Source organism: Acinetobacter sp. WCHAc010052 (genome assembly GCF_002165295.2).
Classification (GTDB): domain Bacteria; phylum Pseudomonadota; class Gammaproteobacteria; order Pseudomonadales; family Moraxellaceae; genus Acinetobacter; species Acinetobacter chinensis.
Window position 1 is genome coordinate 2,664,721 of the sequence record NZ_CP032143.1, and the last position, 18,743, is coordinate 2,683,463.

15 protein-coding genes and 1 tRNA gene are annotated in these 18,743 nt (G+C 43.1%); 8 read left to right on the forward strand and 8 right to left on the reverse strand.

The features are described from left to right. Positions 1-7 precede the first annotated feature (7 nt). From nuoF to ndhC, 5 genes are all read right to left on the reverse strand, one after another. On the reverse strand, positions 8-1,339 hold the full coding sequence (gene nuoF / locus CDG61_RS13050; RefSeq protein ID WP_087513292.1) for an NADH-quinone oxidoreductase subunit NuoF: 1,332 nt from the start codon (positions 1,337-1,339) through the stop codon (positions 8-10). Further along, entirely contained in the window at positions 1,336-1,845 is a 510-nt protein-coding gene (gene nuoE / locus CDG61_RS13055; protein WP_087513291.1) for an NADH-quinone oxidoreductase subunit NuoE, read from the reverse strand. The genes nuoF and nuoE overlap by 4 nt, the downstream gene beginning before the upstream one ends. Positions 1,846-1,857: 12 nt before the next feature. Beyond that, entirely contained in the window at positions 1,858-3,645 is a 1,788-nt protein-coding gene (nuoC, locus tag CDG61_RS13060) for an NADH-quinone oxidoreductase subunit C/D (protein ID WP_087513290.1), read from the reverse strand. A gap of 86 nt (positions 3,646-3,731) precedes the next feature. Further along, on the reverse strand, positions 3,732-4,409 hold the full coding sequence (locus tag CDG61_RS13065) for a NuoB/complex I 20 kDa subunit family protein (protein WP_087513289.1): 678 nt from the start codon (positions 4,407-4,409) through the stop codon (positions 3,732-3,734). Positions 4,410-4,416: 7 nt separating this feature from the next. Beyond that, complete coding sequence (gene ndhC / locus CDG61_RS13070) at positions 4,417-4,962, reverse strand: NADH-quinone oxidoreductase subunit A (protein WP_087513288.1); 546 nt, start codon at positions 4,960-4,962, stop codon at positions 4,417-4,419. A 514-nt stretch (positions 4,963-5,476) separates the two neighbouring features. On the opposite strand from ndhC, the gene CDG61_RS13075 reads away from it, so the two are divergent. Further along, entirely contained in the window at positions 5,477-5,827 is a 351-nt protein-coding gene (locus tag CDG61_RS13075; RefSeq protein WP_087513287.1) for a hypothetical protein, read from the forward strand. Between the two features lie 64 nt (positions 5,828-5,891). On the opposite strand, the gene CDG61_RS13080 is transcribed toward CDG61_RS13075, so the two are convergent. Together CDG61_RS13080 and prpF are read right to left on the reverse strand one after the other, a co-directional pair. After that, positions 5,892-6,800, reverse strand: a complete 909-nt coding sequence (locus tag CDG61_RS13080; RefSeq protein WP_087549472.1) for a polyprenyl synthetase family protein — start codon at positions 6,798-6,800, stop codon at positions 5,892-5,894. A gap of 313 nt (positions 6,801-7,113) precedes the next feature. Beyond that, complete coding sequence (gene prpF, locus CDG61_RS13085) at positions 7,114-8,304, reverse strand: 2-methylaconitate cis-trans isomerase PrpF (protein WP_087549473.1); 1,191 nt, start codon at positions 8,302-8,304, stop codon at positions 7,114-7,116. A 321-nt stretch (positions 8,305-8,625) separates the two neighbouring features. Between prpF and CDG61_RS13090 the strand changes: the two genes are divergently transcribed. The 5 genes from CDG61_RS13090 (at position 8,626) to CDG61_RS13110 (ending at position 15,414) form a co-directional block, all read left to right on the forward strand. Then, positions 8,626-9,996 (forward strand): amino acid permease, encoded by a 1,371-nt coding sequence (locus CDG61_RS13090; RefSeq protein WP_087513284.1) that lies wholly within the window; start codon positions 8,626-8,628, stop codon positions 9,994-9,996. 74 nt (positions 9,997-10,070) lie between these two features. Further along, positions 10,071-10,146 (forward strand) — tRNA-Arg (locus CDG61_RS13095). A gap of 757 nt (positions 10,147-10,903) precedes the next feature. Further along, positions 10,904-12,193, forward strand: a complete 1,290-nt coding sequence (locus CDG61_RS13100) for an OmpP1/FadL family transporter (protein ID WP_087549474.1) — start codon at positions 10,904-10,906, stop codon at positions 12,191-12,193. 314 nt (positions 12,194-12,507) lie between these two features. Next, a complete protein-coding gene (locus CDG61_RS13105) occupies positions 12,508-13,668 on the forward strand; it encodes an OmpP1/FadL family transporter (protein WP_087549475.1) in 1,161 nt (386 codons plus the stop codon). A 330-nt stretch (positions 13,669-13,998) separates the two neighbouring features. Beyond that, positions 13,999-15,414 carry an outer membrane protein transport protein gene (locus CDG61_RS13110; RefSeq protein ID WP_087549476.1) on the forward strand — a complete coding sequence of 472 codons (1,416 nt, stop codon included), beginning with the start codon at positions 13,999-14,001 and terminating at the stop codon, positions 15,412-15,414. Positions 15,415-15,488: 74 nt separating this feature from the next. On the opposite strand, the gene thrH is transcribed toward CDG61_RS13110, so the two are convergent. Next, the gene (thrH, locus tag CDG61_RS13115; protein WP_087514312.1) at positions 15,489-16,106 is read right to left on the reverse strand and encodes a bifunctional phosphoserine phosphatase/homoserine phosphotransferase ThrH; all 618 of its coding nucleotides are present in this window, start codon (positions 16,104-16,106) and stop codon (positions 15,489-15,491) included. Between the two features lie 201 nt (positions 16,107-16,307). On the opposite strand from thrH, the gene CDG61_RS13120 reads away from it, so the two are divergent. Both CDG61_RS13120 and CDG61_RS13125 read left to right on the forward strand, forming a co-directional pair. After that, on the forward strand, positions 16,308-17,039 hold the full coding sequence (locus CDG61_RS13120) for a phosphoadenylyl-sulfate reductase (RefSeq protein ID WP_087514311.1): 732 nt from the start codon (positions 16,308-16,310) through the stop codon (positions 17,037-17,039). A gap of 282 nt (positions 17,040-17,321) precedes the next feature. Further along, entirely contained in the window at positions 17,322-18,701 is a 1,380-nt protein-coding gene (locus CDG61_RS13125) for a WS/DGAT/MGAT family O-acyltransferase (RefSeq protein ID WP_087514310.1), read from the forward strand. The last annotated feature ends 42 nt before the right edge of the window (positions 18,702-18,743 follow it).

Genomic DNA, 18,743 nt, shown 5'->3' on the forward strand with positions numbered 1-18,743 from the left:
GAATTCCTTAAGCTTGTTCTGTGTTGCTGGCTTGAGCAAGCGGGCTTTTCGCCACTTTTGCTTCAAACTCGCCACGGAAATGTTTGAGTGCGCCCATAAGCGGTTCCATTGCACCAGGTGCGTGGGCACAGAAAGTCTTACCGATCCATAATTTACGGGTCAATTCCTGTAAATGATCAATATCTTCCTGCTTACCTTCGCCATTTTCCAGTGCTTTCAATGCTTTAACCGCCCACGGCAAACCATCACGGCAAGGCGTACAGAAACCACATGACTCACGTGCAAAGAATTCTTCCAGGTTACGTGTCGCAGACACCATACACTGAGTTTCATCCACAACCATCAACAGACATGTGCCCAGACGTGAACCTGCTTTCATAATGCTTTCCGCATCCATTGGCAGATCAATATGTTCAGCAGCCAGGAAGTCTGTAGATGCTCCACCCGGTAACCATGCTTTGAGCTTCAGACCATCACGCATACCGCCTGCATGATCTTCAATCACTTCACGTGCAGTCGTACCAAATGGAAGTTCCCATAGACCTGGGAATTTCACTTTACCTGAAGCACCATAAATTTTTGTGCCTGGATCTTTCGATTTACCCGCAGATAAATTGATATACCACTCAGGACCACGCAGCATGATTGCAGGCAGGTTGTTGTAAGTCTCTACGTTGTTGACAATCGTAGGACGACCCCATGCACCTGCAACCTGTGGAAATGGTGGTTTTGTACGAGGGTTCGCACGGCGACCTTCAAGCGAGTTAATCAATGCGGTTTCTTCACCACAGATATAACGGCCTGCACCCGTGTGTACATGCATCTCGAAGTTCCAGCCAGTTCCCAGGATGTTTTCACCCAGATAACCTTTGGCACGGATCTGCTCAAGTGCTTCATTTAAGTAGCCAGCAGCTTCTACATACTCACCACGGATAAAGATATAACCATGTGTTGCTTCAAGGGTATAACCCGCAATCAGCATTCCTTCGATCAGCTGATGAGGAAGTTTTTCCATCAACAGACGGTCTTTGAAAGTTCCTGGTTCCATCTCATCGGCATTACAGATCAGGTAACGTGGACCACCATCATTCGGTGCCATCAGTGACCATTTAATCCCTGCCGGGAAACCCGCACCACCACGACCTTTTACAGTCGCAGCCTTAATGACTTCAAGCACATCTTTAGGAGGCATAGTCAGTGCTTTTTTAAAGCCTTCATAACCCTCAAGTGCTTCATAATCATCAGCAAGACGAACATGTTCCTGCTTACTCAGACGCCATGTCAGCGGATGAGTTTCCGGATTACCATCGCCATAAATCGGTTTTGGTTCAGTATTCATACATACTTCTCCAATAACTGTTTAACCGAAGTCACTTCAACCAGTCCGTGAGTGTCTTCATCAATCATTAACGTTGGACCTTTGTCACAGTTACCCAAACAGCAGATTGGCAACAGTGTGAAACGCCCATCAGCAGTCGTCTGACCGAACTGGATACCCAGTTCACGCTGGAACGCCTCAGCCAATGTTTCCGCACCCATCAGGAAGCAGGCAATCGAATCACATAATAAAATTACATGACGACCCACCGGCTGACGGTAAATACGGTTATAGAATGTCGCAACGCCTTCAAGATCAGCAACACTCATACTTAAAAGCTGAGCAATTGCATTCATCTGAGCATCATCCACCCAGCCATTACGGCGTTGTACGCATTTCAGCGCATCCAGACATGCTGCACGTGGGTACGGATAGTGCTCAATGTGATGTTCGATATCGTGAATTTCGTCCGCAGTCAAAATTCCTTCAACGTTCACACGTGGCTTTTTATCAGTCAAAATCATCATAATGCGTACCCCTTAGCGATCCACGTCAGCCATAACGACGTCAATTGTCGCTAAATAAATGATCAAGTCAGACATTAAGCTGCCATTAATCACAGCAGGCATTTGCTGTAAATGCGTGAATGTCGGTGTACGGATACGGGTACGGTAACTCATGGTTGACTTGTCAGAAGTCAAGTAGTAGTTCGACGCACCTTTTACCACTTCTGCCATCACAGACGCTTCACCCGCAGGCATGACAGGACCCCATGATACGCTTAAGAAATGCGTGATCAGAGTTTCAATATCCTGCAGAGTTTTGTCTTTAGGTGGTGGAACAGCCAGTGGATGATCCGCTTTGTAAGCACCAGACGGCATATTGTCCAGACACTGTTTAATGATCTTTAAGGATTCATTAATTTCATGGAAATGCACCATCACACGCGCATAAGCATCGCCTTCATACTCAAGCGGCACTTCGAAATCATAGTTTTCGTAGCCACTGTATGGACGGTATTTACGGACGTCGAAGTCAATACCAGTTGCACGCAGACCTGTACCAGTTACACCCCAAGCCAATGCAGATTTTGCATCGTATTGCGCAACATTACGGGTACGACCGACAAACACTGAGTTTTTCAGTGCAGCAGTGTAGTACTCGTTCATACGCTTCGGCATCCACTCCAGGATTTCACGAATCAGATGCTGCCAGTTATTCGGCAGATCATGCGCAGTACCACCGATACGGAACCATGCTGGGTGCATACGGTAGCCTGTGATCGCTTCAATCGCGTCATAGATTTTCTGACGGTCAGCGAACATATAGAATACAGGCGTCATACCACCGGCATCCTGAATCGCAGTACCAATAAACAGCAGGTGGTTATTGATACGGAACAGTTCAGACATCATTACACGGATACACTGCGCGCGGTCAGGAACAGTGATTCCCGCCATTTGCTCCACACCCAGTACATAAGGCATGTTCTGTGCACAACCACCTAAGTAGTCAACACGGTCTGTATACGGAATGAATGAATGCCATGTCTGACGTTCAGCCATCTTTTCCACACCACGGTGGTGATAACCGATATCAGGTACACAGTCTTTTACTTCTTCACCGTCCAGCTGCAGGATGACACGGAAAGCACCGTGCGCAGATGGATGGTTAGGACCTAAGTTCAGGAACATGAAGTCTTCGTCGTCATTCCCACGCGACATACCCCAGTCTTCAGGTACAAAACGCAGGTGTTCCTGCTCGTAGTCCTGTTTTGCCTGGTTCTGCATATACGGCGTATATTCGGTCGCACGTGCAGAGTATTCTTTACGCAGTGGATGACCTTCCCAGTATGTCGGCAGCAAAATACGACGGAGCATTGGATGCCCTTCGAAATTGATCCCGAACATATCGTAGGCTTCACGCTCGTACCAGTTGGCATTTGGCCAGATATTGGTTGCAGTTGGAATGTTGAGATCGCTCTCACTCAATGCAACCTTGATACGGATATCACAGTTGCGTTCCAGGGAAAGCAAGTGATAGAACACAGTAAAATCAGACGCAGGCAGACCATCACGGTGGGTACGTAAACGCTCATCCACCGCAGACAGGTCAAACAGCATCACGTAAGGACGTGACACTGTACGTAGGAACATTAAAACTTCCTGTACGCGTGCGCGCTCTACCCAGACTGTTGGAAAGTCTTCAAAAGTCTTTTGCACATAGAAGTTCTCACCAAATCTGGTTTTGAGATCCTCTACGATCGCAAATGCTGGGCGTGAATCAACAGGCGTTGATTCTGGCATAGCAATGTCAGTTTCAGCCATTGGCTTGGCTTCCTATTTAATACAAATTTATTCAACCTAAACGACAATTACACCCAACCGGGTGCATCAAACATTCATCGTCTAAATTATTTAATTTCATCCATAGAGCGCAGATTTTTCACAGCAATACGCTGTGCATTCTTACGGTCACGTTCTGGCTGCATCTTTGGCTTATACACTGGCTTAAGATCATCACCAATTACCGCTGAAAGTGGGCGGCGCTCAAGTTGAATCTGGTCCTGCAACAGCATCAATGCCTGGATCAATGCTTCTGGACGTGGTGGGCAACCTGGGATGTACACATCGACAGGAATAATTTTATCCACACCCTGTACCACAGAATAAATATCGTACATACCGCCAGAGTTTGCACATGCACCCATGGAAATAACCCATTTAGGCTCAAGCATCTGCTCATAAAGGCGTTGAATTACAGGTGCCATTTTTACAAAGCAGGTTCCTGCAACAATCATTAAGTCTGCCTGACGCGGTGAAGCACGGATAACCTCGGCACCAAAACGTGAAAGGTCATGCACGCCTGTCAGTGTCGTTGCATACTCTACGTAACAGCAGGAAGTACCAAAGTTGAACGGCCATACTGAGTTCTTACGACCCCAGTTTACTGCTGTATGTGCCAGATCCTCAAGACGGGTCATGAACACATTTTTATTCACTTCTTCTTCAAGCGGATCTGTAACGATCTGACGCTCCTGAAGTGGATATTGATCAGCATCCGGATTCGCACGGGTCAATGTATATTTCATTCCCGGGTTACTCCTTTACAGATGATGCAGTCGGTGAAGATTTCACACGACCAGATGATTGAGCCGGAATCTGCCCTGTAGGGTCAGTCACCAGTTCTTCAATTGAGTTAAAGCGGGTAATTTCTGCAAGGTCCATACCTGGTGAACCTACTTTAGGTTTAATCCCTGCTGCTTTACGCTTATCTGAAGGCGCCCAGTTCAGTGCACCAGTAGAAAGTTCGTAAATCAAACCAACGAGTAAAACTAAAATAAACACAGCCGCAGTTGCAAAGCCCACCCAGCCTACTTCACGGACAGAAGCTGCCCATGCGTACAGATAAAGTGCTTCTAAGTCAAAAACCACAAAGAAGATTGCGACAAGATAGAACTTGGCAGACAGGCGGATACGTGCCCCACCGGCACCTACCACACCTGACTCGAATTGCTCCTGCTTCGCACGTCCCCATGACTTACCCCCAAGGAGTAAAGGAACAGTGAGCATAAAGACGCAAAGAAATGTAACGCCGATCACGAAGGCAATAATTGCCCATTCGTATGGAGTAATGGCACTCATGCGGGGATAACTCCTGGCAGGCCTAATTTATAACAAAGAATGTATGTATTGGCCTTCAAATACACCAAACACAAAATTAATCCCGCCAATTGTACCCGATTGATGACGTCTCTTGCTAGCTTATAGACCTTAGTCTTTTGGATGATTTTTTAAACATTTGTACCGTGTTTAGCCGTGAAATCCCCTGATATGTGCAATGATCGTTTTAATAAATTAAAAACCTTTTTATAATTATTTTTTAATTTTTTCTCACATTGATCAAAAATAAACAAAAAATAAAACACATTTTTATAAAAAATACACACCCATTAACTCATTATGAAATTTTAAGGAATAATGATTTTTTTATTGTATATTCCACTCAGAATTTCTCTTTTACCCCCTATTCAGGAAAAAATCATCCTTGCAACTGCAATGTATTTATTTTGCAACACATACAATTCTGTTCATTAACATTACTTAAGGGATATGATATTTCTATAAGCAACTTACAACGATAACAAGGCTGACTGACATGGACTACACTCACAAACCCAACTATTTTTTATTTGCTCAGCTGCTGGTTCGTCATGTGGAAACCTATATAGAAAAACATCCAGATGCCAGCAATGCGATATTTGACTTAAGGGATATCTATGAACTGTTCCGCCAGGACAAAGCCTCCGCAACCACCAACCTGGACGGTATTTTAAATATTGCAGATGAATATAAAGTGGAAACACTGAATGGGGATCAGCCACTGATCAGCAGATACAGTATTGATTCTCAGAACAATTCCCTGCTGATTGACTTTAATGCTGATGCACTTGAAGGACTGAAGAACGGAAAATCCATTATTGCGCCTGATGCAACCCTGCATGGTTAAAAACAGACAATAAAAAAAGGTGGAATCTGTTCCACCTTTTTTATTTCTGACAACCAGAAAAGAATCAGTTTTTACGTGAAAGCAGAAAAACAGCAATACTGTTCAGCATCCGTGCAGAATCACCAAAAGACACCAGTGAAGCAAATGCCTGATCATGCAGTTCTTCTGCATAAGCTTTTGCCTGTTCCAGCCCCATCAGAGCTGGATAGGTCGATTTATCAACCTGCTGATCCTTGCCCGCAGTCTTGCCCAGCACTTCAGTTTCAGCCACAATATCCAGAATATCATCCTGCACCTGAAAAGCCAGACCAATACTCTGCCCAAATTTCCTCAGCTCAGGTATTGCCTGATCAGTGCCTTCAAATACCGCAACAGCTGCCATCATGATGGCAGCAGAAATCAATGCACCTGTTTTATTTCTATGAATATTTTCAAGCACTTCCTGACTGACATGCTGCCCTTCCGCCTGAAGATCCATAACCTGACCACACACCATTTTTGATGTTGCAGTTGCCAGTATCTGAACCTGTTTTAAAACAATGGATGCATCTACAGCTGCACTCTGATCAAACAAACGGCTTCCCAGAATTTCAAACGCCATGGACTGTAAAATATCACCCGCCAGCAATGCTGTACTTTCACCAAATGCCACATGACAGGTCGGCTGCCCACGACGCAGCAGATCATTATCCATACATGGCAAATCATCATGCGCCAGTGAATAACAGTGAATCAGCTCTACAGCCACAGCTGCACGGCGTACTGCCGCCGCATTCACCCCAGGTCTGATATCTGCCACGGCATAACACAGCGCAGGTCTGACCCGCTTCCCACCCAGCATGACTGCATGATACACAGCACCTTTCAGTGGTTCAGGTAAGGAAAATGCATCCAGTGCAGTCAGTAAATCCTGCTGAATACGCTCCTGCGCTTCAGCCAGTACATTTGAGGGTGCGTCAGTAAAAGATGACATGATGCCTCTGATCTTTCAGTCGATATTTGCAGGTAATCTTCCGATTCTTTTTTCCAGGCTGTTTTATAAAAATAAAAACAGTGACCTCAGAAAATAAAGAATCACACAGAATTCAGATGTAAATCTTTTCAGCACAGCTAAAAACACAGCATTACATCCAGAGTCTGCTCTTTAAAACTCCCATGCATCATACTTCAGAACACCTTGTTTCTCTATGCTCAGCATCATAATTTTCACAAAAACCAACCCCGTGAAAGAACTGAACCCTGCCAGAGCAGGGTTCAGTTATCAAAATCAGCGTATTCTGAAAATATTATTTCAGAGCATCACCAGGTATTCTGACCCAACCTTCCATCAACACTCTTGCACTTCGGCTCATAATGGCTTTTTTCACAGCCCACTGACCATTTTCCATAACAGCCTGTGCGCCAACGCGCAGCGTCCCTGATGGATGACCAAAACGCACTGCCTCACGCTCACCACCACCAGCAGCCAGATTGACCAGTGTACCTGGAATGGCAGCTGCTGTACCAATCGCCACAGCTGCTGTACCCATCATGGCATGGTGCAGTTTGCCCATAGATAACGCACGGACCAGAAGATCCACATCAGTGTCACTGACCAGCTTACCACTTGATGCTGTATAGCTTTTCGGCTGAGCAACAAATGCAACTTTTGGCGTATGCTGACGGGTAGCTGCTTCCGCAACATCTTTAATCAGACCCATTTTCAGAGCACCATAAGCACGAATAGTCTCAAATTTTTCCAGTGCTTCATTATCACTGTTAATGTCTTCCTGAAGTTCAGCACCTGTATAGCCAATATCTTCTGCGTTCAGGAAAACCGTAGGAATACCTGCATTGATCAGCGTGACCTGAAACTCGCCAATCCCTGGAACTTCCAGTGTATCCACAACATTTCCTGTCGGGAACATTGCACCACCATCTTCGCCATCGTCCGCAGGATCCAGAAACTCAATCTGCACTTCTGCCGCAGGGAAAGTGACACCATCCAGCTCAAAATCACCGGTTTCCTGAACCTGACCATTGCTGACAGGTACATGAGCGATAATGGTTTTCTGGATATTTTTCTGCCAGATCCGAACCGTGCAGATTCCATTTTCAGGAATGCGGGATGCATCCACCAGACCATTACTGATGGCAAACGAACCCACCGCAGCTGTCAGATTGCCACAGTTTCCACTCCAGTCCACAAATGGACGGTCTATTGAGACCTGCCCAAACAGATAATCCACATCATGATCTGCCTGGTCACTTTTAGACAGAATCACCGTTTTACTTGTACTTGATGTCGCTCCACCCATTCCATCAATCTGCTTTGCATAAGGATCAGGACTACCGATCACACGCAATAAAAGCTGATCGCGCACCTGACCAGGCTGCTGCGCAAGTACAGGCAGATCATCCAGTTTAAAGAACACACCCTTACTCGTACCACCACGCATATAAGTCGCTGGAATTTTTATCTGTGGAGCAAAACTCATTTATTCGCCAATCCTTTAATTTTTCATTGTTTTTGCCATATTCACTGGAATATGAACGTTTTAATCATAATACTTTTTCAGTAAAAATCATTCTGTACAGGACTTAAGTATAAAAAACAAACGCTCAAAACAGAATGACTCAAAGGAACATTTTAACCGCAGGAATATACAGATAAAATTAATATATTGATTCATATATTATTTATTAAAATTCCACATTTCATGCATATAATCAATAATCCCTGCTTATCGCTTGTGCTCTAGGCTTCGGGACATTGATACATTACAATCATTTTACTCTTCATTCACGGGCTAATAACATTGAACAACGAGCCTTCTTCACTTCAGCGTGGGCTGAAAAACCGGCACATCCAGCTCATTGCAATGGGTGGTGCAATTGGTACAGGTTTATTTCTGGGGTCTGCACATGTTATTCAACAGGCAGGACCTTCGATCATTCTGGGCTATGCCATTGGCGGCTTAATTGTTTTCCTGATCATGCGTCAGCTGGGTGAAATGATTGTACATGAACCTGTTGCAGGTTCTTTCAGCCATTTTGCCAACAAATACTGGGGGAAATTTCCAGGCTTTCTGACTGGCTGGAACTACTGGATGCTGTATATCCTGGTTGCCATGACTGAACTGACTGCTGTCGGAAAATACATCAATTACTGGTGGCCTGAAATTCCAAACTGGGTCTCAGTGCTGTTCTTCTTTATTGTCATTACCCTGATCAACATTGCCAACGTCAAATTTTATGGTGAATCTGAATTCTGGCTTTCGATTGTTAAAGTGACCGCTATTATTTCCATGATTGTCTTTGGTGTTTATCTGATTATGACTGCAGATGCAGCTTCAGGTATTGCCTTCTCCAACCTGTGGACACATGGCGGCTTCTTTCCAAATGGTTTTGATGGTCTGTTCTATATGCTTGCCTTCCTGATGTTTGGATTTGGCGGTATTGAACTGGTCGGTATGGCAGCTGCGGAAGCTAAAGATCCAGGAAAAACCATTCCAAAAGCAATCAATCAGGTTGTACCCCGTATTTTAATTTTTTACGTGGGTTCAATGATTATCCTTCTTTCACTGGTTCCATGGAATCAGCTGAACTTTGGAGGACTGGACAAAAGCCCATTCGTGATGGTCTTCAGCATGATCGGGATTGCCTGGGCTGCACACCTTGTGAACTTTATTATCCTGACTGCAGCACTTTCTGTTTATAACAGTGGCATGTATGCCAACAGCCGTATGTTGTACGGTCTGGCGATGCAAGGCAATGCTCCGAAAATTTTCACCAGAACCAACAAACACGGTGTACCGATCCCTGCCGTACTGATGTCCGCATTTCTGATTCTGGGCTGTGTACCTCTGAACTACTACCTACCAGAAGATGCACTGAGCCATCTGATGTATATCGTGGTTGGAGCACTGGTTCTGAACTGGTTAATGATTACGCTGACGCATCTTAAATTTAAACGTGCACTGAGACTGACCGGTCAAACCAGCAAATATCCGGCTTTATGGGCTCCAGTCAGCAACTTCCTTGTGATTATTTTCATTGGTATTGTGCTGTACATCATGTGGGATCAAGGCTTTAAAGAATCCGTCCTGATGATTCCAGTATGGATCACTTTCATGCTGGTGCTGTTTGATATTCTCAATCCAAATGAGATAAAACCAGAAGATAAATAACAGACAGAAAAAAGCTATTATTTCGATAATAGCTTTTTTTTCAGATGTATATGCAGTAAATTACTGCAAAGTTTACGCCTTTAGCTTAACTGGATAGAGCAGTTGCCTCCTAAGCGACCGACGTGGGTTCGAGTCCCGCAGGGCGTACCATTTTCTTAGATCAGATCTTTATCCGAACTTAGACATCCCCAGAACAATACCCTCCTTTAACAGTGCGGTTAAAACACCACTGAGTTACACAAAAACCTGATATCCATAAATCCATAAACAGAACTGTTCTCTAGCGATCAATCAGAGCACATAGATCCTACGGGTTCAAAAAAGCAAACACAGATCATCAAACCTGATATCCCGCCCCACTCATAAAAGTCCATCTTTAAATTAAATACGCTCAGACCTGATCAACACTCACACTTTCAACGATCTTAACCCATGATAAATATCAATAAACATAAAAACACAGACATGTAAATGTCTCCTTTCCCTATAGCAAAGTCAAAAATGTCAACAGCATGCATTTCAGGCCAGTTCAGGGCTATTAAAGACATGCACCGGCATACTTATACAATCGTACTGTGACTGAATTAACACTCAAAGCATTTCGCTCAGTAAAAAAAATGAATATTTTCCATACAAACAAAACAATCAAAAACAGGCACAACACCCTATATAAATTATTTAAATTCAATAATTTGTAAATTTTATTATTTTAACATTTAGAATATTAGCTCTAATCAATGCTTTTTTTAAACTCAATAGTTTTTGTAGAGCATTTACTCTTATTTTAATTGTGCTATTTTTGTCACATGGAGTAACAGATAGCCTCGGTGTATTTACCCGATCCCTCCAGAGTCAATCAAAATCAATAAATGTAAAAACGACGTTAAACCTCAAGGGAAGATGAAGAATGAAATTAAAAGCTCTCAGCACAGCGATCATACTTGCAGCACTGCCAACTGCCGGAGCATTTGCTGCTGCACTTGACCGCTCAGGACAATCCATTGCGGCATTTTTACAGCCAGGCAACTATTTCGAAGCGGGTATTTCTGTACTGGATCCAAATGTATCGGGTAAAGTAAAAAATGGTTATACACCATCCCCGACTGCATCTCCCGCTGCCGTTGGTCTTCAGAATACAAATCTTGGAGATATGGCTGGTGATTACTACTTCCCGTCAGCTGCGTTAAAACTACAACTCACTGATAATTTTTCTTTCGGTCTGATTTATGACCAGCCTTTTGGTGCCGATGCATCTTACTCACTCGCAGATAAAGCATCTGCTGCCCTAGGTGGTGCTGGACTGTTCCATTTGAATGGTGAAACTACAGAAGTTGATGTAACTACAGAAAATCTTTCTTTCATCTTCGGTTTCCAGCCAATTGAAAATATCAACCTTTATGGTGGTGCTGTTTACCAGACTGTTAAAGGTGATATTCAACTACGTGGCCAAGCCTACGGCTCAGCAGCAGGTTTAGGTAAATACAATGCTGATGTGGACAAAGATTCAGCAGTGGGTTGGTTAGCTGGAGCAGCGTACCAGATTCCTGATATTGCATTAAAAGCATCTGTTACCTATCGCTCAGAAATCAAACATGAAGCTGCAACTCATGAATATGGTCAGAGTAATGTTTTAGCTGCTGTTGGTGGCTCTCCGGTTTACGATGTAGAAACACGTACTAAAATCACTACACCTCAGTCTGTAAACCTGGACTTCCAGACAGGTGTTATGGCAAATACTGTAGCTTTTGCAAACTTACGTTGGGTAAACTGGAAAGACTTTTCTATCCGTCCACAACAGTTTGACAAAGTTGGGAAAACTTTAGGTGCTGTTGGTCAGACTCCTGACAATCCTAAAGGCTTTGACCTTGTCGGTTATACAGATGATCAGATTACTGCAACTGTAGGTGTAGGTCGTAAATTCAATGAACAGTGGGCTGGTAACGTCTCTGTTGGCTGGGACTCAGGCGCAGGCAACCCTGTATCAACACTGGGTCCAACTGAAGGTTACTGGAACGTAGGCTTAGGCTTGCAGTTCAGCCCAGCACCGAATTACTTCATTGCAGGTGGTGTAAAATACTTTATGTTGGGCGATGCTGATGCACAACCAGCATCAATGTTCGGTACAAAAAATGCAATTGCCGAATTTGAAGATAATGATGCATGGGGTTATGGTCTGAAAATTGGTTATAAATTCTAATTTTCAAAATTTAATTAAAAAGACCATCTGAACAGATGGTCTTTTTTGTCACTTTTTATACACTCAACAATCAACAGCCTTAAAATCAACCATTCAGACAAAACCTTCCATTCAAAAATAATTAAAATAAATACTCTATTTTTTACTTTTAAATTCAGCTAGATATAAGAAAAACATTAGAACAGTTACTCTATTTCAAAAAAACTTTGCATTCATCAGTTCAAATCTTCAACGGCACTGAGCATTTACTCTTTTTAAATTTATGTTACTTTTTTCCAACTTTTTAGCTACAGACAGCATCAGGGAAAAGAACCATGAAGCTTAATAAAATTCAATCCGCTATTCTGATCAGCATGCTTCCTGCTACAACTTTTGCAGCAGGACTGGACCGCTCAGGTCAATCCATCTCTGCCTTTCTTCAACCAGGCAACTATGCCGAAGCTTCTTTCAGCGTGCTGGACCCTGAAGTCAAAGGTAAAGACATTGCTGGAAATAAAGTCAGTGATATGGCGGAGGATTATTACTTCCCTGCTGCTGCAGTCAAAGTACAGGCAACCGATAAAATTTCTGTAGGTTTAATTTACGATCAGCCTTTTGGTGCTGACTCTCAGTATGCTGTAGAAAAAAGCGTATTTTCCGACACCAACCTTGCTGAACGGACAAATGAAAGTACGTCTGTTAAAGTCCGCACAAACAACGTGACTGCTCTGATTGGCTTCCAGCCAACAGAAAACTGGAATTTTTATGCAGGTCCTGTTTATCAGACTGTAAAAGGTGACGTACAACTCCGTGGTGCGGCTTATGGTGGTTATACAAAACTCGGTGGTTACAACATTCATTTAAAAGAAGATGATGCTTTTGGATGGTTAGCGGGTTTTGCTTATCAGATTCCAGAAATTGCTCTGAAAGCTGCTGTAACTTATCGCTCTGAAATTACACATGATCTGGATACAACCGAATCTTTTGCGTTCGGTTTAAACCCTGCGCTGAAGAACTTGAAAAGTGAAACCGAAGTTGTCACTCCTCAGTCTGTAAATCTGGATCTACAATCTGGTATTGCTAAAAACACCATCGCATTTGCAAATATCCGCTGGGTTCACTGGGACACTTTTGCTGTAACACCAAAATATCTGAACAGCCTGTCAGGTGGTAACAATCTGATTGACTATACAGATGATCAATGGTCTGCAAGCCTAGGTCTGGGGCATAAGTTCAGCAATAAATGGTCTGGCTCTGCATCAGTAGGCTGGGACTCTGGCGCTGGTAACCCTGTTACTACACTTGGACCAACTGAAGGTTACTGGAGTGTAGGCTTGGGTGGTCAGTACAGCCCTGCTGAAAACTATTTTATCCAGGCAGGTGTAAAGTACTTCTGGTTGGGCGATGCTCAGGCGCAGACTGGTGGCAAAGTAGTGGGCGACTTTGAAGATAACAATGCCATTGCCTATGGTATGAAAATTGGCTACAAATTCTAAGTAAAAAAAGCCCTCTTTATAGAGGGCTTTTTAATACCTATATACCTTAAAACATCACCCAAAAATTAAACTGAATCCAGTGAAAAATAAAATTTCCGCATAAAAATAATTATAAAAGATAAATTAAGATATTTTTTAATAAAATTTAACTCAATGTTTTCATGATTATAATTTATTCTATTTTTTACCAAAAATTATATTTAGAGTATTTACTCTTTTTTTAAATATGTTATTTTTCACTCAAGATATGCTTTAAAAATAAATTACATATCTTGTATTTTTTGAAACATAAAGATTGTGTTTCTTCACATTTAGAGTCAAGGACAGAAAATGAAATTAAAAGCCCTCAGTTCTGCTGTGCTGTTTGCATGTTTACCAGCATCAACCGTTTTTGCAGCCGCGCTTGATCGCTCAGGTCAGTCAATCTCAGCATTTTTACAGCCAGGAAATTACTTCGAAGCAGGCATTTCAGTACTGGATGCTGATGTATCAGGTAAATTAAAATCAGACTTTACACCGACTGGTGGTGAAAAAAGTACCGTAACAGATTTGGCAGGCACCCAACTGGGAGATATGGCAAACAGCTATCAATTCTATAATGCTGCATTAAAAGTACAAATGACTGAGCATCTTTCGTTTGGTTTGATTTACGATCAACCCTATGGTGCTGATGCAGAATATTCTAAAGCTGACCAACGCCATAAAGTATTAAATGATAAGCTTTCAGGTGATTTAGGTGTTAGCCAAGTGGGCGCTTTTACTGCCGGTAATGAAGCTACAAATGTAAGTGTTGACACCCAGACACTCTCTTTCATATTTGGTTTCCAACCAACAGAAAACTGGAATATTTACGCAGGCCCAGTATACCAGACAGTGAAAGGGGATGTTTCCCTGCATGGTTCTGCTTACGGTCCTTTGGGTGGGGTTACCTGCCTACCTTTGGGTAAAGTAACATGTTCTCAAGGGGCAAATGTTCAAGGAGCCAGCACACTGACCCGTTTTACCGGTTATAAAGCATCCATATCTGAAAACTCATCCGTTGGTTGGTTAGCAGGCCTTTCCTACCAGATTCCAGAAATTGCGTTTAAAGCATCTGTAACCTATCGTTCTGAAATTGATCATGAGGTTATGGTCGATGAAACAATGCCATACAGCATTCTGATGGGCAGTAAAGTTCCCCAGATGAAAAAAGACTATAAGTTTAATGAAGCCAAAACAGATATAACGACACCGCAATCTGTCAATCTGGATTTTCAGACAGGCATCATGGCAAATACTGTTGCTTTCGCTCAATTACGCTGGGTTGACTGGTCTGAGTTTAAAATCCGCCCCAATAAATTTGGACAATTAGCCGAAGGTTTAACAGCTTATCACGCTAAAGAAAACGGCATTAATGACCGTAAAGGCTTCGATTTAGTTGCTTATGAAAAAGACCAGATTTCTGCAAATGTTGGTATAGGTCGTAAATTTAATGACCAATGGGCTGGAACTGTAATGGTTGGTTGGGACTCTGGTGCAGGCAACCCTGTTTCCACTTTAGGTCCGACCGATGGTTACTGGAGTGTTGGTCTGGGTGGACAGTTCTCACCAACACCTCAATCTTTCATTCAGGCGGGTGTGAAATATTTCATGTTGGGTGATGCTAAATCACAGGTTGCAAGTCATTTTGGAACTGATGTCTATGCAGCTGAATTCAAAGACAATGATGCTATCGGTTACAGCATGAAGATCGGTTACCGCTTCTGATTTTCATCGTGTAAATCTGGATTAAACAAAAAGGGCGCTATATGCGCCCTTTCCTTTTCCAGCTATTTAAAAAATTAAGCAGGAATATCACGAACAGAAGCATTGCGGATTGCTTCTTTAAGTGCTTCATAACCATGAATTGGTGGGAACTGCGGGAATTCAGCAATTACATTTGCAGGTGCATCAAACAGGAAGCCCTTGTCTGCTTCACCCAGCATTGTTGTATCGTTATAAGAGTCACCAGCGGCAATCACACGGTAATTCAGACCATGTAATGCCTGAACCGCCTTACGCTTCTGATCCGGCTGACGCAGTTTATACGCTGTAATCATGCCATTTTCATCTGTCTCAAGTTTATGACAGAAAATCGTTGGCCATCCCAGCTGTTTCATCAAAGGATGAGCAAATTCATAGAATGTATCTGAAAGAATGATCAGCTGAAAATGAGTACGTACCCATTCCACGAACTCTTTCGCACCTGGGAAAGGTCCCATATCTGCAATCACTTCCTGAATGTCATTCAGCCCCAGTCCATGCTGTTTCAGAATGTTCAGACGCTGAGTCATCAGAACGTCGTAGTCCGGAATATCACGGGTTGTTGCTTCCAGCTCTTTAATACCTGTTTTTTTTGCGAAGTTAATCCAGATTTCAGGAACCAGAACACCTTCAAGATCAAGACATACGATTTCCATGGGCTCTCCCAAATGTCAGTGAAAAATTTGCACTATCATAGCATTAACCTCTGCGTTTATAACTGTGCTTTTTTAAATCTATTTTATTCATAAGCATTTATTTTTTAGTGATAAGATGTTTATTTCATTTCAATTAAAATAATACTGGATCAAATTTATATAGGTGTTGAAGTATCCAAGCCTATTTTGCCAGGAACGCTTATGACGACTATACCAAGCATAGATATTGTGGATGCACTTGCATCTGAATATGCCGATAAATCCCCTTCAGAAATTCTTGATCTTGCTTTGAATCAGCAGGGTGAAATTGCGATTTCGTTTTCAGGCGCTGAAGATGTGGTGCTGATTGATATGGCTTCACACCTGGGCAAACCATTCCGTGTATTCAGCCTGGATACCGGTCGCCTTCACGCTGAAACCTATCAGTTCCTTGAAACTGTGCGTAAGCATTATGGCATCGAGATCGAAATCTGTTTTCCGGAGTCAGATGCTGTACAGAAACTGGTGACTGAAAAAGGCTTATTCAGTTTTTACCAGGATGACCATAAAGAATGCTGTGGTATCCGCAAAGTTCAGCCACTGCGTAAAAAACTGGCGACACTGGATGGATGGATTACCGGACAGCGCAAAGACCAGAGCCCTGGTACACGAAATGAAATCCCTGTTGTACAGGCAGATGCAGGCTTTTCAGGTCCAGGAAAACAGTTGATCAAATACAATCCGCTGGCGAACTGGAGCAGCGCAGATGTGTGGAACTATATCCGTATGATGGAAATTCCATACAATCCTTTGCATGAGCGTGGCTTTATCTCGATTGGCTGTGAGCCATGTACCCGCGCCGTACTACCTAATCAGCATGAACGTGAAGGTCGCTGGTGGTGGGAAGAAGCCACTCATAAAGAATGCGGTTTACATGCAGGCAATCTGAAATAAGCCTGGGTATTTTTTACGGTATAAATGGGTGGTCTTATGACTGCCCTTTTTTCTATCAGTTTTCTGTACAGAATTATGCAGGGGTTATTTATCGCAGAGCATGAGCCTTAAAAAAGAACTTCTGTGACTGAACATAAATGGTAATATTTTTTTAAACGAACAATTCACAGAAAGCGATTTTTTTGAACATAAAACACGATATACTGAATTTGCTCATTTTATAATTCTAACAAGACTGTTCACGCAGGAACAGTACCGAAATTGCAGTGAGGCAATCATACCATGCGCCCATTACACCCAATTGATTTCATCTTTTTAACACTGGAAAAACGCCAGCAGCCAATGCATGTCGGGGGATTATTTCTGTTCCAGATTCCTGATAATGCACCTGAAACATTCATTCAGGACCTGGTAACGGACATCCGCAATTCAAAATCAGTGCCAATTCCACCCTTCAACAACAAACTGAATGGACTGTTCTGGGATGAAGATGAAGAGTTTGACCTTGACCATCATTTCCGCCACATCGCTTTGCCTCATCCTGGACGTATCCGTGAATTACTGACCTATATTTCACAGGAACACAGTGCTCTGATTGACCGTGCAAAACCATTATGGACCTGTCACATCATTGAAGGAATTGAGGGCAACCGTTTTGGTATGTATTTTAAAATCCATCACGCTATGGTTGATGGGATAGCAGGAATGCGTCTGGTTGAAAAATCACTTTCACATGATCCTGACACCAAAAGTATTGTGCCACCGTGGTGTGTTGAAGGAAACCGTGCAAAACGCCTGAAACAGCCGAAAGCCAGCAAAATTAAAGGAATTCTGGCAACACTGAAAGACCAGCTTGAAGCCACACCTATTGTGACACAGGAACTGTTCAACACCGTATTTAAAGATATGGGGAAAAATCCAGATTATGTGTCCAGCTTCCAGGCACCACAAAGTATTCTGAACCAGCGTGTCAGTTCATCACGCCGTTTTGCAGCACAGTCATTTGAGTTTTCACGCTTACACCGTATTGCAAAAGCACTCGGTGTAACCATCAATGACGTTGTTCTTGCGATCTGTTCAGGTGCGTTACGTGAATACCTGCTTAAACAGAATGCTCTGCCTAAAAAACCACTGATTGCAATGGTTCCAGCATCCATCCGTGATGATGATTCTGCTGTCAGCAACCGAATCACCATGATTCTGGCAAATCTTGGAACGCATAAGGAAGATCCACTGGAACGTCTGCAGATTGTCCGTCGCAGCGTCATGAATGCTAAAGAACGCTTTAAACGCATGAACTCAAGTCAGATCATGAACTACAGTGCTTTTGTTTATGGTGTTGCAGGGATGAATATTGCTTCAGGGATTCTGCCTAAACGTCAGGCTTTCAATCTTGTGATTTCCAATGTACCAGGGCCACGTGAACCGCTGTACTGGAATGGTGCAAGACTGGATGCGCTGTACCCTGCTTCGATTGTGCTGGATGGTCAGGCACTGAATATCACCATGACCAGTTACATGGATAAACTGGAAGTAGGCTTGACCGCCTGCCGTAATGCCTTACCCAAAATGCAGAATCTTCTGACTCACCTGGAAGATGAAATCCAGCTGTTTGAACAGATCACTGGTACTGCTGACCCAAAGTTACAGGCGGTGAGTTAACCGCAGATCAATAGACAAAATTAAGGGGCTTTGATCAGCCCC

Excerpts from the sequence above, each read along its gene's own strand:
- nuoC (WP_087513290.1), bottom strand. The coding sequence starts at position 3,645 with ATGGCTGAAACTGACATTGCTATGCCAGAATCAACGCCTGTTGATTCA.
- nuoE (WP_087513291.1), bottom strand. The coding sequence starts at position 1,845 with ATGATGATTTTGACTGATAAAAAGCCACGTGTGAACGTTGAAGGAATT.
- prpF (WP_087549473.1), bottom strand. The coding sequence starts at position 8,304 with ATGAGTTTTGCTCCACAGATAAAAATTCCAGCGACTTATATGCGTGGT.
- CDG61_RS13100 (WP_087549474.1), top strand. The coding sequence starts at position 10,904 with ATGAAATTAAAAGCTCTCAGCACAGCGATCATACTTGCAGCACTGCCA.
- ndhC (WP_087513288.1), bottom strand. The coding sequence starts at position 4,962 with ATGAGTGCCATTACTCCATACGAATGGGCAATTATTGCCTTCGTGATC.
- nuoF (WP_087513292.1), bottom strand. The coding sequence starts at position 1,339 with ATGAATACTGAACCAAAACCGATTTATGGCGATGGTAATCCGGAAACT.
- CDG61_RS13120 (WP_087514311.1), top strand. The coding sequence starts at position 16,308 with ATGACGACTATACCAAGCATAGATATTGTGGATGCACTTGCATCTGAA.
- CDG61_RS13075 (WP_087513287.1), top strand. The coding sequence starts at position 5,477 with ATGGACTACACTCACAAACCCAACTATTTTTTATTTGCTCAGCTGCTG.
- CDG61_RS13125 (WP_087514310.1), top strand. The coding sequence starts at position 17,322 with ATGCGCCCATTACACCCAATTGATTTCATCTTTTTAACACTGGAAAAA.
- CDG61_RS13065 (WP_087513289.1), bottom strand. The coding sequence starts at position 4,409 with ATGAAATATACATTGACCCGTGCGAATCCGGATGCTGATCAATATCCA.
- CDG61_RS13110 (WP_087549476.1), top strand. The coding sequence starts at position 13,999 with ATGAAATTAAAAGCCCTCAGTTCTGCTGTGCTGTTTGCATGTTTACCA.
- CDG61_RS13105 (WP_087549475.1), top strand. The coding sequence starts at position 12,508 with ATGAAGCTTAATAAAATTCAATCCGCTATTCTGATCAGCATGCTTCCT.
- CDG61_RS13080 (WP_087549472.1), bottom strand. The coding sequence starts at position 6,800 with ATGTCATCTTTTACTGACGCACCCTCAAATGTACTGGCTGAAGCGCAG.
- thrH (WP_087514312.1), bottom strand. The coding sequence starts at position 16,106 with ATGGAAATCGTATGTCTTGATCTTGAAGGTGTTCTGGTTCCTGAAATC.